This window comes from Methylovirgula sp. 4M-Z18 (genome assembly GCF_037890675.1).
Taxonomy (GTDB): domain Bacteria; phylum Pseudomonadota; class Alphaproteobacteria; order Rhizobiales; family Beijerinckiaceae; genus 4M-Z18.
Map to the genome: position 1 here is coordinate 1,055,586 of NZ_CP149574.1, position 15,540 is coordinate 1,071,125.

Sequence of the window (15,540 nt, forward strand, 5' to 3'; positions counted from 1 at the left end):
TTTGGGGTGCTGAGGGGGAAGGCCCCCCTACAGCGTGTTGCTCCTGTGAGCGGTTGCGAGTGAGTGCTGACGCGTCGTCACGGCGCATCAGCCCGTAGCCGTCGTCAGCCGGTGAGTTCCGGTTCAAACGTGTGTTAGGTGCCATGGTTGACTACTTCCCAAGCTTGACCAGACCAGTGCGCAAGGCAGACTTCCACGTCATCTCACCGCGTCCTGGTGCACTGACAAGCACCTTCCCGTCCTTCTTGTAAATCTTGATGTCCGGTCGACCGGGGACATGGCTCCCAAGCACAGCTTCGGGGGCAATCTCATCAAGGCGTTCCAGGTAATCCTGGATCAGCGGCACATATCCGCTTGTGGTCCTACGTTGACCGTGTGCCAGCATAGCCCCTTGAAGTTGACCTGCGCGGTTCTCCCGTGCCCATGCAAAGAAGCGCTCGGCATCGGGAACGCCGTGATCCGAAGCGACACTTGCAGCTTGTGCCCTGAAGGCGCGTAGGACATGAGAGACTTGCTCTTGCACCTGGGACGGCTCTTTGCCAGCCTCCGAGGCTGCCGCCGCAAGCGTGTTGAAGGACACAACACCATCATTCTTAACAGCGTCCAGGAGTGCCCGCGTTTGGGTCCCAGCGGTGACATTGCTTACCAGGTCGTGAAGGGCTTCAGTGGCTGGAACATCATGGAGGGCCTGGTTATAGTGAGGGTCAGCCTCGCGAGGGTCCACTTCAGCCTGTTGCTGCGGCGCAACGACATTCTGCACTTGCTCCTGGCTGGCATTCTCATATCCGCCGTTGGGTGCGCGCTTCACAAGACCGAGCCTCTCAGCGACGGCCAAGCTGGTCTCAAGGCCATTGATCTTGATCGTATCATCCGGGCGCAGATCAGCGGCCACTTTAGGGGTGCCCCCGCGATTGCCTGAGGCCAGCAATCCGGCTTCGCCATTGGGCTGGTTGTACATATTAATGCGCTGAACACGTGACTCCTGCGTCTGCATGTAGGGTGTGTTGGTTACGCTATCAGTGCCTGAGGTTGCAAAGTTGGTGACGCCTCCAGTGCGGACCTGGACGCCTGTAGAGGCGAGTGAAGGATCAGCGGTACGCACGGGCTCCGTGGTAGTCCCCATTCCAGGTGTGCTTAGAACGGGAGCCATGGGGTCGCCGTGGTTGAAGGTGACGCGGGTGATTGACATTTTAATTTGTACTTTCGTGTTGTGAGATGGTTGCCGCGCAGCCTGTGGCACAGCCTCCGGCAAGCGGATGCGAGCACATGCAAAGAAGCGGCGTCTTGCCACGCTATGGTGGCGGTGGTGGTTAGGTCAGCCTATTGAACCCGGCCATACCAAGTTGGCAGGAGCCATTTAACGCGGCCTGTTACGGGGTCATGGTGGGCCGTGTCGGGTTGCGGCGTTTCGGCCTGATAGACCTTAGGCGCTTGCCCCGATGGTGCTACGCGACACTGCTCTTCATCGTGCGCGCGGACGGTTTCATGTTGTGCCTGTGTGGCAGCAACAGGTTGCTCTTTAGGCGACGCCCAAGGGACTGCGGAGCGTACCAAGGATGTCATTTGCGGCGACTGCTGTGCGTTGCTCGCAAGCTGTGCGGCAAGCTGGTCCCTACGCTTTAAGAACTTCCATTGGACGTGCGGCTTGGTGAACCGTCCCACCATGAGCAAGAGCTTCCCATAGTGACGCTCTGAAAGGTAAGCCGACGAGGAGCCGTCGCGGTGTGTGCGGATGGTTGCCTCTTGCACATGACGTAGGAACTCTTTGTCCCGTTCCGTCAATAGATCGGGCTTAGTCAACATGTCTGCGATGTCGCCTAAGAGATTTGTGCCAGGGTCCCCGTTGTCGAGACCGGGATTGATCTGACGCGGCCATGCGCGGGCAACGTTAGGGGACCCATCGCGGGACTGTTGGCCCTTAACGTGGCCCTTAGCAGCGAGGAACTGCGCGGTTGTATCCCGGCACTGGCTTGCGCCCTTCCACGCCTTGAGCTTGTCAACAGCTACTGACGTAGCAACAGCTTCTACAGAAGCGAGCACTGCTTTGTTTTCAGGCATTAGCAGCACCCTTGGATTGCTTGCCAGGTGTTACTCTGACGAAACGAGAGGGAGCCTTTAGCCACTCACCTGGAACGTGTCTCCAGCCATACGTATCCATGGCCTGTTTGACGTGACGCGTGCGCAGTGTGACTTGAAGATTGCCTTGGCGAAGGTTCGTTGCCTTGTATAATTCCTGCGCCGTGAACTCATTGCCCTTATATTCGGCCATGAATGTGACCACGCGTTGCGAGCAAGAGGCCTTCTTGGGTGCCTTCTCATCTTTGGCCATGACCTTCTGGATAGCAGCGAGAATGCGTTGACCCATCTCGCCCACGATGGGGACCACGATGTAGCCGCTGGGCGGCAGGCTTTCGGGCAGGTTCACGGTGAGACCAGGGACACCGGGTAGATAGTCGTCTATGTTCATTTTGAGTTTGTCTCTGTTGAGTTGGGTTAAATGAAAAGAGCCGCATAGCGGTTGGCTGCACGGCTCCTTAGGGTGATCGATTCAAGGCGCGTTCCGGAGTCTCTAGGACGGGCGCTTTGCTTCGCAGGTAGGGTAGTAGCGGGGCGTCATGACTTGCGAGTCCTGAGTCAAATGCGCGGCATACAGCGCACACTAAATCACGCTGGATGCTCGCCATCCGGCTACGCTGCGGGATATGGACCCAGCATGCTCAAGCCGTAGTTAATCTGAGCACCATATGCGGGGACATAAACTCCATCCGCACGCGCAGTCAGGACTTGGACATACGATGCTGCGCTTTCGTGCGCTAGACGCAGCGCCCGGCAAGCGTCGGTCAGGGGCTCATACGACGATGCCACCAGTACGGAGTTATCGATCATGCGATACAGCGTGAACTCTGGGTGGCCATTGGTCGAAACGTTTCCGGTCAACACCGCTTTGACACCTATAGGGGTGTTTGGCGGGTTGCCGTTGGGGTAGCTTTGTATGGTCATCTATTTGGTTTCCTTTGATGCGTTTAGCGGCGTTCCAGATGCCTAGAGCGCCTTCAACAGAGTATTTACGCTCGCCTTCGGGGAGTGCATTGACAGCTCCGGAGGAGCGATTGCATCGAGGATGTCCCCGAAGTTTTCTGAGAGGCGCATGAAGGTTTGAGCGCGGGTTGGATGCAGGCCAAAAGCAGCGGCTCCGCTGTATTTCAGGCTCTCAAGCCAAGGAAGAAACTTCCCATGGCCACAGGCTTCCTTAGCGGCCCGGAGCTTTACGCCAAGTTGCCGATAGACCTCCAAGGTGTCCTTAGAGGCGCCTTGGGCCTATGGGCACTGTGTATGCTAGTAGGTGTTATTTGGGGTGGTGTTCCAGGGGAAAGACCATCATCCTCCTCCCCATAGAAACCCACTGAGGCTGTCAGCTTGACGGTTTGATCTAAGCCAGCATCAGCTTGGAAGTCACGGCCAAGGCAAAGCCTGATACATCCTTAGAAACCACTTCCATCACCTGCATCGCTACAGCTTCATGAGACTGCCGGATCAAGATGCCGTCATGTATCGGAAGTGCAGTGACACCTAGATCAATCAAGGCGGTCAGAACGCGGACCATGATTTCGCTCTCGGTGTACATCAGGTGCATCCCTCGCCCCCTGCCGATGTACTCAACAATGTCGGGGTTGGCTTTCATCAGGGCCTTTCTAAACATCACCGCTGTCCAGCCTTCGGGCAGTTGCTGGTCAGGCGCAGCTTTCTTAGGCCACTCTTTTCGTTTCCGGGTCGGATCAAAAAGGACGGCGCTGACACCCACCTTTACAGCTTGGCGATGGCCCTCAAGTCCGGGGATTGCGTAGAGGTCTCCCGAGGGCGGTCTTACCCCCTTCGCTGCATAGGCCAATCGCAGAAACATTGATGAATAATCCAGCAAGACAACAGGCTCACTGTCGATCCTGATACCTTTACGTCTATCCCGTTCTAACGGCTGCCAGAAACCGCCATACAAGCGTCCGACACGGTCAAAGCGGGGTGTGCCATCGTCGGTATCAAAGTGTCGCCTTAAGGTCCTGTCGTATGGATCAACAGGGTCCCCGCCGTCATCATCCCTTGCAATGAAGGTGATGCAGGCAGACTCAAGATGCGCGTTGATGCGTCGTATAGTAGCCCGCATGGCGTTGGTTGCTGGCGTGTCGAGGTAGTCTACAAGCTCCTGTTTTACGATCTTGCCGTTGGCCCTGTGCTTACGAAACAGGAGTATGACTTCCTCATTGGCGCATCGGCAGAAGTCGCCCAGCGTTATACCGGCATCCATGACCAATACGGAGAAGCGTTCCGTGGGTGCTACCGATGACGCCACGCCGCGTCCAGGCGACCGTTCCCACTCAACCATCTCCAGCGCCTCAAGGTTGCTTAGGAGAACCCTGAACGGCTTGCCAAAGGCGTCGTTGTCATATCGTGTGCCGCGTCGCCTGTCCTCGCCCGTGAGGATCGCCAAGCGCCTGTCAGTGGTTCGAAAGAGAACGCTATGCGCCATGTTCGCAACAGTGCTTTCCACCATATCGTCATAGCGCCTTTGGTCGTTCGGCTTGCGCGCCCTCTCGCGTTTGCTGTTGCCCTTCTCAAGCTGTGCCAATGCGGCCTTGACGGTCGCTGCTAGGGTGTGCAGTGAGGTGCCCTTGATTGCGAGCCATTTGTCGAACCATGGAAGGCGTTCGTTGCTCGCTGCGATCACCTTACCGTCAATTCGTGTCTTCATGTCGCGTCAACTCCCTTGAGATGCTTGTTAGGCTCACACGCTCATTTGTTCGATGACCGCCCACGCGGCATCCTTGGACTTCCTCTCGTTCTCGCTTTTGGCGCGTTCGAGGTGGGCGATATGGAGTCCTACGGGGCCAAGTGCGGGGGCGATTAGGGACGAAATGAAGCGGGACGCTGAGGGCGATAGTTCGACATAAGCCCGATGGGCCTTGCCGTCCCCGTGGTTGAACCAGGCGGCGGCATTGTCACGGTCAAGCTTGCGAAGCACTCTGACGAGCTGGGCATTGAACGCCGCGTCTGACCGGAACCGGCGCGGGTCGGAATCCTGTAGCAGGACAATTGCAATCACGTGATCCACGATTTTACTGACCTCAACGCGTTCATCTAGGCGAATGATTGCCTCCGCGCCCTGACGGATGCGTCGTCTGACAGCTTTGCCACTCTGAACGTCTGCCATGTGGTCTTTTGCCGCTGATACGACAGCACCCCAGCGGGCGTGTATGGCGCCCCAGTCGAGATGCGCGTTGCGCTTACGGATGCGAGTGACCGTCTTTAGGTGGGGTTTAAGGTGGCTGAGCAAGATTGCCTCTTGCCGGGGATGCCCGTGCCGTTTGTTGCGCGTTGAGCATGCATTGCAGTAGACGCCGTGGCTCGTTGCGGGTTTTCTTTGGCTGCAGCTTCTGCAGATTTTTAGGTGTGAGGACATGGGGTATTCTCTGTTGGCATTATGGCTAGGGTTATTCTTTTCGCACACACAGGGGGCGAGACAGACACAGGCTCCCAGAGGCATATAAAGAAAAGTTTATATGGGTCATGGCAGGGGGCGAGACAGGCGCGTGAAGGGGTAAATTGAATAGATTCGTGGATGGCGTTGTATCGGGGGCAGGGTGAAATTGAGCGCTTTGAGATCGAGGGGAGGGTGAAATTGAAGTCATGCGGCTCCTAGGCCGGGGGGTTATCGAAAGTTTTTCGGCTCCTAGGTCGGCCCCTAATCGACGTTTCTGGTCTCCGAGCGGGAGGGGTAATTGGCCTAAAACGCACCAAAGACGCACAATAACAACACCTTAGGCCACATTTAAGCTTCCCTGTTGCATGGGCCCAAAATGTGCAGGCCGAAATGCGTTGTACCGAGGGGGGCCCGTAATCGATCACGAGACTGCCTAGGGGGTAGCCTAATGATCGCTTTGAGACCGGGGGGGTAACCTAATCAGCGCCGCGTGGCTCCTAAGGCAAGGTGTAATCGGCACCGTGCGGCTCCTAGGGCGCAACATAATTAAGCCCCGCAACGGCCACATGAGTGAAACCATTGCGGGGCCTTGCATCGCCTGTAGCGGTCCACCTTGTGGCGGACGATGCCCGCCGCTCAGTGCCCGCTTACGGCATCGCTGTGCGCTAGGGGGCTGCTGCGCCTAGAGATAGCACGCAGGCGCCGCAATAGGAGTTTGGGGAAGGTCATCAGCGAGACAAGCGTCATCAGGACGGGGACGGAGAAAACGAGCCACACCTTCCTTGAGCCAATCAAAGTTCTGACTCTGGTGCGTGTGATGGGATCACGGGTAACGCGTTCAGGCCGATCGAAGGTAAACCGCCATCCGCCAATAAAGACCGCCATGTCACGCTCTGAGGTATTGCAAACTTCGAAGTACGGGCAACCTTTGGGCGTCTTCACCACCTCGACGTATGTTTCGCCAAGGTATGGGATGTACAGGTAGGTCGCAGCGAACGTCTCGACGAGCTTTGATCCTGGCGGGGCCAGGGTATAGCTGAGGTCTATCTCGTCACTGCAATGAGCATCTTGGGTATCTGCACTTTTCGTCATTATAAGCCCCTTTGTATGGCCACGTTGATGGCCGGCCCTCTTAGGCTGAATTGAAAAACGGAAATGTCAAATGGAATTAGAGTAAAGAACGTGTATTGAGGCCGCTTAAGGTGTTGATTTTGCAATCATTACACTTATGCAATCATCCCACATCTGGGAATAATTCTATTGAAGACCATGATTTTATTATTGATTATCGAGTGAATATGTTCCCGTTGCTGCAATCATTGCATCGGGAAGGGGTCTGTAGCCCTATCGTCATGAGTCAAAATGTCGCGGCTGTGCGGTGCTCGATGGGTTGGGGTGGGCAATGAACGGTCAGTCTATGCCCGCCGCCTTCAACACCTTGTAGACGTTGCCGCGCCCACATCCGACGATCCTAGCAATGTCGGTTGCGCCTTTGCCTTCCCGACGCAGTTCAACGATCTTGTCATGGTCGATGGTGACGGGACGGCCCTTGTAAGCACCTTCGGCTTTGGCAGCGTCTATGCCTGCCCGCTGGCGTTCCCGTATGAAGCCAACTTCCATCTCAGCCACCATGCCTAGGACAGTGAGGATCATTTTGCCCATCGGGCCTGATGTATCGATCTCCGGCTCTAGGACACGCAGGCTCGCTCCCTTCTGTTCCAGTTCGTGAACGAGATTGAGAACGTCCCGCGTGCTGCGTCCCAAGCGGTCCAGCTTAACGACCACAAGGGTGTCCCCTGGGCGAATGAAGTCCAGGACTGCCTCAAGCTCGCTGCGGCCATCGCGGGAACGTCCGGAGGCTTTCTCGGCTCGCACGGTGGCGCATCCTGCTGCCTTAAGCTTTGCCTGCTGTATCGATGTGTCTTGGTCGCTGGTGCTAACCCGCGCGTATCCAATGAGATGCTTGACGGTCATGGCTGCCTCTGGCTGTTCACTATGGGTCTAAGACCCTCAAGCAATATCGTTCACTAAATCGATTGTCAACCCTAAATGAACACATTCGACCGAGCCGGTGAGCGTTATCCATGGGTGTACCCATAATGGACACTCCACGCGAACCGGGCCAGCGCCGAAGGGAAATGTTCGGGCAGCCTTAACATTTGGATGGTTGCCCTAAGTGACTGCGATGGGTGGCGTCCTGCGCTGATCCTACAGCGACCATCCAGTTACCACTGGCACACCGCTTGCTCGCAGCAAAGTGTAGTATCTAGGTAGGTTCATATTTCGCACACGCGCGGCAAAGTATCTAACCAGGGTAGGTTTTATAAACGCGCGGGCGGCACCGGGGGGAACTCGGCGCCCCGATTATCCAAACCCCCTCACATTTTTTCTGCAAATCTAAACGGGTCCCTGGTGGCTACATCAGCGTTTTGTGAGGCCTAGGCTAGGGGGTAATGTGTCCGTTTTGTGAGGTCGGGGGGGCAGGGTAATCGTCCCACTTATGCAATCATGTCACTTCTGGGCACGTTGAAGCACCTACCATTGCCCCCATCTTTGCGGCTATGCTAACCGAAAGCGGGGCGCAACATGGCGAAAATCAAAGTTCATCAATTCAGGGTTTTTGATATAACCGCTGGTGAGTGGGTTATTCAGCCGCTCAAGAGCCCGGCAGAGCGCATCGCCATCGCGGGCGGCGAAATCATCCCAGGTACTGAGGAAGAAGTTGACGAAACCGAACTGGACGAGCGGGGGCGGTTCGACCCTAATGGGCGCGCGGCCGGTACTGCAAATGGAACTGCGGATGTCAGTGGTGTGGGTGGCTCAATTGCTGCTGCGAGTGGTACTGCTGATGGAGCTGCGGATGTCCAAGGTGTGGCTGCCTCAGTTGGCGCTGCTTACGGACGTGCTGGAGGCTATGGCACGGCCGGCGCATATGGTCGGGCGAGTCTAGATGTTTCTGGCCCCAATGAAGCATCCTCCGCGCCCAGTCACGTTGCGGTGCAAATAGATCCAAATCACCCACAAGGCGTGATGGATTTGCTGGCGGAAAATATCCCTGTGCGGCGGCATTTGACCGACGCACTATCAAATGCCGGGTTGTCTTTAGCGGGTGAAGAAGACCAACTCGCGGGCGCCGTCAAGCGGATCGGGGAGCGGCTAGGCGAGTCACCGGAGGTATCCGGCTCGCCCGTCACCTACACGGCATATGAGCAAAGCATCACTTCCGATTTGAATGGCCTTCGGTCTCTGGCCGGTTCTCTCGCACAAAGCATTCGTGACAACATCGCTTCAGTGAAAGAACAGCGATCCAACTCGGAGGAAACGGCTGACCTTCTCGCGCTTCTGGAAGCATTATTGGAAGGCGTTGAGTCCATCGAGCGCGCCTTAGAAGAGGTAGCGGAGGCAAAAGAGATCGCGGGAAAGAAGGCTGCTCTCGAAAGGGCGCGGAAAGCAGGCCAGCTTGCTTTAGAAAGGGGATGGGATTTCGCTAAGCAGCATTCCAACGTTGTCGGGGGTGTGGGAATTGTTGCTGGCGCGTATTCGCTCTTTGCCTGGGTGGGGATGCCCCATGACTTCGCTACCTTGATAGCGACGGCATTCGTGAACAAAGAGCAGCGCGCTCATATTGTAGAGATCGTGAAGGCCTTTAGCCCGTCCAAAGGTAAGAAGGGGGACTCTGAATAGTCCGCCTTTCCCTGTCTGCGATGTGCCAGCAACGCTTGCCTACAGGTATTGCCTACAGGGTTCTTGTATGATATTGAAATTGCTTAAGAACTGCCATGTTGTCTCGCCCTCTCACGGCGAAAACAGGGGTTCGAGTCCCCTAGGGAGCGCCAATGAAATCAGGCGCTTAGCTGAAAACCTTCGCGAATTTGTAAAATGGATGTGAAGCGCCGCGCTGCGTCGTCGAGCTTCGTGGATTTTCACGGATAATTTGAATCCCTGCATCGTCTGGAAACGGACAGAGCCCGTCTTGAGCAACCCTGCCGGCGTTTGAGCGCGGCGGGTCTACAGAGCGGCTGAATCGGCAGGAAAGCTCAATCGCAGGTTGAGTGGCAAAAGTTTTTGCTCAGCCCGGCATTCAAACAGAGGCGGACGCAGCGCGCGGCGCTTATGTGAGACTGCCCGGGAACAACCGGCCCGCTGACTGGCACGTGAACGACAATCGTGTGCCTAGGACCGCGAACAGCGTGGCTGCGGACCCCTCGATTGAGGGCCGAGGCCGTGCTCGCTCCAAGCGCAAGCATCGCTGCCGCGGCCAGTGCGATCGATATTCTATAGGTCATGGCTCCTTCCGAAATCGACAGATCGCCCGCTCCATGGGTCATAGCACATCGCGTCATGGATTGGTGCGGTGAAGCAGTCGCAGTCCAAGTCTGAGGCGCCGGTGCATGGGCGCTGGCGGGGCCTTGTATGGCTGGGCCGGCCCCTTTAAGCTGTTGAGCCTGCGGGCAGCGCACGCCCGACTCATAGGAGTGGCCCCGATAGATATGCGAGCACGCTCGGTGGCGATTCGGCCGATACGGAGCGAGAGGCGGGGACGGCGGAAACCCACCCAAAAGGAGGCTTGGAATGAAGAAGCTGCTGATCGTTTTGGCGTTCACCGGACTTGTCGCGGCAACAGGAGTCGCATCGGCTATGCCGGTGATGCCCCAAGACGGCGCGTCCCTTTCACAAGTGGAGCAGGTGCGCTGGCATGGAAGATGGCACCGTCACCATCATCACGGCTTGCACCGCGGATGGTACATCGGTCGGCATCGTGGTTGGGTTCATCGTCATCGGCGTCATTGGCGCTGACAAGCCGCCCGCGCGCCCCGGTAACAGCAGCTAGGACGAAGCCTCAGAAAGCTTGCCGGGCGTGAGGAATTCGCGCCCATCAACCGTTGTCGGGGAGGGGCAGACCGATCCTGCGGAAACTCTGACATGTGTATTGTTTTCCGAGGACTCCGCTCGATCTTCGCCACCTTGCATCGAAAAAATCGTGCTGTAATGCTTGCGACCGCAGATTGTACGATCTTCGGTCGCGGGGAGGGGTTTGAAAACATCCATGGATGCTTGGTTCACGGTCGCCATTCCAACCCGCGACAGTGCCGGATGGATCGGCCCTTTGCTCGACCATTATCTCGCGCGTGGCGTTACGCCGACCCTTTTCCTCGACTCTCGAACCCGCGATAAGACGCGCGAGATCGCTCTTCGCGCCGGCGTCCCGATCGTCGATATCGCTCCGTTCACTTTTGTCGAATCCATCGTGCGCGTCACACGCGATGTCGTCAGGACGCCTTGGGCGCTCTTTGTCAATGATGACGAAATCTTGTCCGATTGCCTGTTCGAGCGATTAAGAGGACCCGAGCCGCCGGCAGAGGCGCAATCCGTCGCAATTCCTCGCCGCTGGGCCTGGTATGAGCCGGGCCGTCCGCTCAGCTATGCGCGGACAAGCATCTGGCTCGACCGCGCCGGTCGTAATGGGGCCGATCATCATTGGCGGTTGTTTCGCCCTAACGAAGTGACCTTCGTTGCCAAGATGCACAGCGACGGCTTTTTGATCGACCGTTGGTCGCGGATGCGACCGGAAGCCTATATTGCGCATTTCGAATGGGTGCTTCGCACGAGAGCCCAGCGCGCCGCCAAGCTGCGCCGTTACGACCGGTATCGTCACGGCTATGGCAGCTTCTTTGCCAACATGTATCTGCCCGAGGATCAACCGCCAGGCGCAATCGATTTTACTCCGTTTGAGACCGACGCGTACGATCTCCTTGCGCGGACGTATTACACATGCCGCGGCGCTGCCCCCGCAGATGAGTCCAAAACGCTGCGCGAGCGCATCGAGCCGATCCGACGGGCGGCAGAGCAGATGCTTGGCCTGGTCGATCTGCGGCGCGAGCCGAAGGATCGCGCCGGCCTCACCCCGCGGCTTGATGCGGAAATTGTCGATCCATTCCAGATACGAGCCGTCGGACCAAATCCGGAGTAGCTTTGCACTGGTTCATTGATCCCTAACTTTGAACCATGCCCACAGCCATTTCGACACGATTGCGGCCATTGATCTTGGCTTTGTAGAGGCTTGTATCCGCTGCTTCTAGGAGAGACCCATTATAGTCGCCGCTAGGCACTGCCGTTGCGACGCCAATGCTTACCGTGACGATCCCGTGTGGGTTATATTCGTGCGGAATCGCCGCCGATCGGACAGCTTCGCAAATATTGCGCGCAACAATCGCCGCGTTGGACGCCGGCGTTCCCGGCAAAATGACCACGAACTCCTCACCGCCCACCCGCGCGCATAAGTCGTCGTGCCGGCGTACGCAGGAGCTGATCGCTTGAGCAACCTCGATAATGCAGCGATCACCTGCGGTATGTCCGTAGGTATCGTTGAAGGCTTTGAACATGTCGACGTCAATCATCAAGAGCGAGAGGTGCTGACGTGTGTAGGCGGCCCGCTGCCATTCGACGCGGTGGAAGGCATCGAACTGACGCCTGTTTGCCAGCCCGGACAAGGGGTCCAGCAGCGCCTCCATCCGATATCGTTTGGTAATGTCGAATGCCATGACCCCCAGCGCGGTCAGCGCGAAGACGATCGCAACGATATTGCTGTAGACGTATCCCAACAGAAGAAATGGCGTGTAAATCGGGCGTCCGTCGGCCGCTTGCGATGTAAAGGCCAATTTCACGGCCGTAAGCAGAATGGCGATCGTTGTGATCGCGACAACGGTGAACAATAACTTGTTGATCGGCTGGTTCAAATGACGCCACATCACCGCTAGTGCAATCCCCGTGAGGGACAGGCGCATGGCAAGCCTGACCGATAGAACGGCCCACTCCGCGCTTTCCGTGTACATCAGCCAACTCGCCAATCCGATCGTACCCAAGCAGATGACCAAGCGGCTCCGCAGCGCGGTTTGGGGTTCTCCGACGAGCGCTTGCAATCCATGCATCAGAAAGAAGACCGACAGCAGAAACTGTGCCTGAATCAGAATCGCCATTTTTTTGGCGTAGAGCGAATTGTCGACGGTTTGCAGAAGTAAACAGGCGGTCCAGAGAAGGTACGCCAGTCCCCAGAACAATGCCGGCCTGATGCGCCACATGCGCCATATGATTAGAAATGCGGTCCCAAATACGCTCAGCGTCGATGGCAATAAGAATGTAAAATCGTTGTTCATAGCAATCTCACCCAATCGTATGGGTCATGTCAATTCCATTCTAATATATATACTTTTATATATTTAATGTATTAGTGTCTGATTGTGGAATATACGCAGGAGATACGTAGTCTTCGCTTTTGACCGCACGGCAACCTCTGGTCCCGTTTCCGCATTGTGTTCGCGTTCGACGTTTGTGGGTACTCAACGCCAAGCCCGCTCGCAATGGGCAACCTTATAGAAAATAGAAATGCGATCATCTCATCGCCGCGCCGGGCCTTTGCGGTAAAATATTATGGGTTGAATTATCTGCGAGGGTTCACGCAGCCTCCAACTCTTGCTTTGCCCGTAATTTAGCGACGTTGCCTGCGCGGGATAGGCGAAGAGTGGCGATGGAGTCAATGCGGTTTTGGACCAGTTCCGCACGATTCACGCTCGCGGTAGGGGCGTCAGCCTGAGCAAAGTGCGGCGCAGCACACGAATAATTCATGCGCCGTCGAAGGATCTCCGTTCTGCCCTCAACAATTCAACACACAAAGGCAGTTGCAGCCGTCTTGTTGTCTTCCGGTTTTTCCAGCCAGTCTGAGAAACCCTGATCTCCTTGACGTCACGCCACCCCATGTACGGCGCACCAAGCCTTCATCCGTTCCGCCGCGAGCTCAGGCTCGATCAGCAATCCTGCCTGGTCGGCCAGGCGGAACACGTCGGCGTAATGCAGAATGCCGCGGGCCGATTGCATGCCGCCGAGCATGGCGAAATGAGTCTGAAAACCGTTGAGCCAGGCGAGGAAGACGACACCGGCTTTATAGAATTGGGTCGGCGCCTCGAAGATCTTGCGCGACAGCGGAACGGTGGGTGCGAGGATCGCGTCATATCCGGCCCGGTCGCCCGCTGCTAGCCTGGCGAAGGCCGCGGCCGCCGCTGGTGCGATCGGGTCGAAAATGCCGAGCAGGGCGTGCGAGTGATGCACGCCGTCGCCGGCAATCAGGTCAGCGTAATTGAAATCGTCGCCCGTGAACATTTTCACCCCGTCGGGGAGCCGGGCGCGCATGGTTTCTTCATGTGCCTGCTTGAGCAGCGAGATTTTGATGCCGTCGATTTTGTGCCGACGGGCGTTGATCAAGTCGAGGCACGTCGCCATCGCCTCATCCACATTGGTCGAGCCCCAATATCCGGTCAAATGTGGGTCGAACATATCGCCGAGCCAATGGAGAATGACCTTGTCGCGCGCCTGATCAATCAGGCGGCCATAGACTTTCAAATAATCGTCAGGGCTTTTGGCGTGTGCGCACAACGCGCGGCTTGCCATCAGGATCATGCGGCCGCCATGCGCTTCGATGTGCTGCATCTGCTCTTCGTAGGCACGGATCACGTCGTTGAGATCTTTGGCGTCCTGCGGCGCGAGCTGATCGGTGCCGGCGCCGCAGGCAAGATCGGCGCCTTCCACTGTTTTGGCTTCGCGTAAGGAGCGGGCGATCAGCTCTTTCGCGCCCGGCCAGTCAAGTCCCATGCCCCGCTGCGACGTGTCCATCGCTTCGGCGATCTTGAACCCCAATCCCCATAGATGATGCCGGAAGGCGAGGGTCGCATCCCAATCCACCGCCGCAGCCTGCCACGGATTTTCCGCGCGGCGCGGATCGGCGACCACGTGCGCGGCGGCATAGGCGATGCGCGGGAACGGACCTTGCGCCCGCCGCGCATAAGGAGATGCCGGACCAAGCCGGTAGGGTTCCAAACCGGTGGCGGTGGGGAGAAGCAAGGTGCTCACTTTTTGCCTTTACAGCTCGCTGGAGATGCTCTATTGATAATTTGGAACGTTCCAAAAGGCAAGAGCGAAATTGCCGGCCTTGGCAAATGGCGCCTTGTTTGAAGGGAGTTGAGCTTGAATTCCGTCGATCATTCGACCTCAGAGCCGAGAGCTGGCCGCGTGACCATCGTGGACATCGCCAGGCATGTCGGCGTGTCGAAATCGACGGTTTCTTTGGTGCTCGCCGGGAGTTCGCTGGTCCATACAGAGACGCGCGCCAAGGTGCAGCAGGCGATCGAAGACCTCGGCTATGTCTACAACCGCGGAGCGGCGAGCCTGCGCTCCAGCCACTCCAGCATTCTCGGCATGGTGATCAACGATCTCGCGAACCCGTTCTTTACAGAACTCGCCATCGGGATCGAGCGCGCCTGCCAGAATGGCGACTTCATTCCCTTCATTGCGAATACAGGCGAGAATGTCGAACGGCAGACGCAGGTCATGCGTTCGATGCGTGAGCATGGCGCCGCCGGCCTGGTGATTTGCCCTGCCGTGCACAGTGACCCGCGCGAGATTGCCGCGCTCACCGAAGGCCTGCCGGTGGTGTTCGCCATGCGGCGGCTCGATGGCGGCCGCGGGTCTGTCGTCGTGCCGGACAATCGCGCCGGTGCGCTGGCAGCCGTGCGCCATTTGATCGCGCTGGGCCATCGCCGCATCGCCTTCCTTGGCGGACTGCCGGGCATGATCGTCGGCGAGGAGCGTATCGCAGGTTATCGCGACGCGTTGAAAGAGGCGGGAATTGCCTTTGACCGGTCGCTGGTGGTGGAGGGGCTGCCGAACCGCGAGGGCGGCCGCGAATCCGTCCACACAATCCTCAAGCTCAAGACGCCGCCGACCGCCGCCTTGTGCTTCAACGATGTGGTGGCGATCGGCGCCATCCATGGGCTGCAAGCCGCCGGGCGCGATGTCGGCAAGGATTTTGCCATCATCGGCTTCGACGACATCGACGAAGCCAAGCACATGTCGCCCGCGTTGAGCAGCGTGGCGGCCGACGGGCGCGGGCTTGGCGAAACGGCGGCCCGGCTGCTCATGCAGCAGATCAAATCGGGCCATTACGAAGATGAAATCCGGATCGGCGACGCACGGCTCATTGTCCGTGCCTCATGCGGCGGATCGAAACAATAGGAGTT

General features: G+C 57.5%; 12 protein-coding genes and 1 tRNA gene. 5 read left to right on the top strand and 8 right to left on the bottom strand.

The window, feature by feature from the left end; genetic code table 11:
• Positions 1 to 151: 151 nt before the first annotated feature.
• The 6 genes from V9T28_RS04810 to V9T28_RS04835 all read right to left on the bottom strand — a co-directional run bounded on the left by V9T28_RS04810 (position 152) and on the right by V9T28_RS04835 (position 7,447).
• Positions 152 to 994, bottom strand: a complete 843-nt coding sequence (locus V9T28_RS04810; RefSeq protein ID WP_116401415.1) for a hypothetical protein — start codon at positions 992 to 994, stop codon at positions 152 to 154.
• Positions 995 to 2,050: 1,056 nt separating this feature from the next.
• The gene (locus V9T28_RS04815) at positions 2,051 to 2,467 is read right to left on the bottom strand and encodes a hypothetical protein (RefSeq protein WP_116401417.1); all 417 of its coding nucleotides are present in this window, start codon (positions 2,465 to 2,467) and stop codon (positions 2,051 to 2,053) included.
• A 963-nt stretch (positions 2,468 to 3,430) separates the two neighbouring features.
• Positions 3,431 to 4,744, bottom strand: coding sequence for a hypothetical protein (locus V9T28_RS04820; protein WP_116401420.1), 1,314 nt, complete (start codon positions 4,742 to 4,744; stop codon positions 3,431 to 3,433).
• A gap of 33 nt (positions 4,745 to 4,777) precedes the next feature.
• Positions 4,778 to 5,326, bottom strand: coding sequence for a hypothetical protein (locus V9T28_RS04825; protein ID WP_147306453.1), 549 nt, complete (start codon positions 5,324 to 5,326; stop codon positions 4,778 to 4,780).
• 783 nt (positions 5,327 to 6,109) lie between these two features.
• Positions 6,110 to 6,565, bottom strand: coding sequence for a hypothetical protein (locus tag V9T28_RS04830; RefSeq protein WP_116401422.1), 456 nt, complete (start codon positions 6,563 to 6,565; stop codon positions 6,110 to 6,112).
• 318 nt (positions 6,566 to 6,883) lie between these two features.
• A complete protein-coding gene (locus V9T28_RS04835; protein WP_116401423.1) occupies positions 6,884 to 7,447 on the bottom strand; it encodes a recombinase family protein in 564 nt (187 codons plus the stop codon).
• 612 nt (positions 7,448 to 8,059) lie between these two features.
• Here V9T28_RS04835 and V9T28_RS04840 point away from each other — a divergent pair.
• From V9T28_RS04840 to V9T28_RS04855, 4 genes are all read left to right on the top strand, one after another.
• Positions 8,060 to 9,157 (top strand): hypothetical protein, encoded by a 1,098-nt coding sequence (locus V9T28_RS04840; RefSeq protein WP_147306454.1) that lies wholly within the window; start codon positions 8,060 to 8,062, stop codon positions 9,155 to 9,157.
• A gap of 81 nt (positions 9,158 to 9,238) precedes the next feature.
• Positions 9,239 to 9,309: transfer RNA gene (locus V9T28_RS04845), tRNA-Glu, on the top strand.
• 860 nt (positions 9,310 to 10,169) lie between these two features.
• On the top strand, positions 10,170 to 10,304 hold the full coding sequence (locus tag V9T28_RS04850; RefSeq protein WP_281024270.1) for a hypothetical protein: 135 nt from the start codon (positions 10,170 to 10,172) through the stop codon (positions 10,302 to 10,304).
• Between the two features lie 216 nt (positions 10,305 to 10,520).
• Entirely contained in the window at positions 10,521 to 11,444 is a 924-nt protein-coding gene (locus V9T28_RS04855; RefSeq protein ID WP_116401427.1) for a hypothetical protein, read from the top strand.
• A gap of 22 nt (positions 11,445 to 11,466) precedes the next feature.
• On the opposite strand, the gene V9T28_RS04860 is transcribed toward V9T28_RS04855, so the two are convergent.
• Complete coding sequence (locus V9T28_RS04860) at positions 11,467 to 12,627, bottom strand: GGDEF domain-containing protein (protein ID WP_116401428.1); 1,161 nt, start codon at positions 12,625 to 12,627, stop codon at positions 11,467 to 11,469.
• A gap of 586 nt (positions 12,628 to 13,213) precedes the next feature.
• Positions 13,214 to 14,374, bottom strand: coding sequence for a dihydrodipicolinate synthase family protein (locus V9T28_RS04865; protein WP_116401429.1), 1,161 nt, complete (start codon positions 14,372 to 14,374; stop codon positions 13,214 to 13,216).
• Between the two features lie 114 nt (positions 14,375 to 14,488).
• Between V9T28_RS04865 and V9T28_RS04870 the strand changes: the two genes are divergently transcribed.
• The gene (locus tag V9T28_RS04870; protein WP_116401570.1) at positions 14,489 to 15,535 is read left to right on the top strand and encodes a LacI family DNA-binding transcriptional regulator; all 1,047 of its coding nucleotides are present in this window, start codon (positions 14,489 to 14,491) and stop codon (positions 15,533 to 15,535) included.
• Positions 15,536 to 15,540 lie beyond the last annotated feature (5 nt).

Coding starts and splice junctions, on each gene's coding strand:
- V9T28_RS04810 (WP_116401415.1), bottom strand. CDS start 994: ATGCAGACGCAGGAGTCACGTGTTCAGCGCATTAATATGTACAACCAG.
- V9T28_RS04815 (WP_116401417.1), bottom strand. CDS start 2,467: ATGAACATAGACGACTATCTACCCGGTGTCCCTGGTCTCACCGTGAAC.
- V9T28_RS04820 (WP_116401420.1), bottom strand. CDS start 4,744: ATGAAGACACGAATTGACGGTAAGGTGATCGCAGCGAGCAACGAACGC.
- V9T28_RS04830 (WP_116401422.1), bottom strand. CDS start 6,565: ATGACGAAAAGTGCAGATACCCAAGATGCTCATTGCAGTGACGAGATA.
- V9T28_RS04835 (WP_116401423.1), bottom strand. CDS start 7,447: ATGACCGTCAAGCATCTCATTGGATACGCGCGGGTTAGCACCAGCGAC.
- V9T28_RS04840 (WP_147306454.1), top strand. CDS start 8,060: ATGGCGAAAATCAAAGTTCATCAATTCAGGGTTTTTGATATAACCGCT.
- V9T28_RS04850 (WP_281024270.1), top strand. CDS start 10,170: ATGGAAGATGGCACCGTCACCATCATCACGGCTTGCACCGCGGATGGT.
- V9T28_RS04855 (WP_116401427.1), top strand. CDS start 10,521: ATGGATGCTTGGTTCACGGTCGCCATTCCAACCCGCGACAGTGCCGGA.
- V9T28_RS04860 (WP_116401428.1), bottom strand. CDS start 12,627: ATGAACAACGATTTTACATTCTTATTGCCATCGACGCTGAGCGTATTT.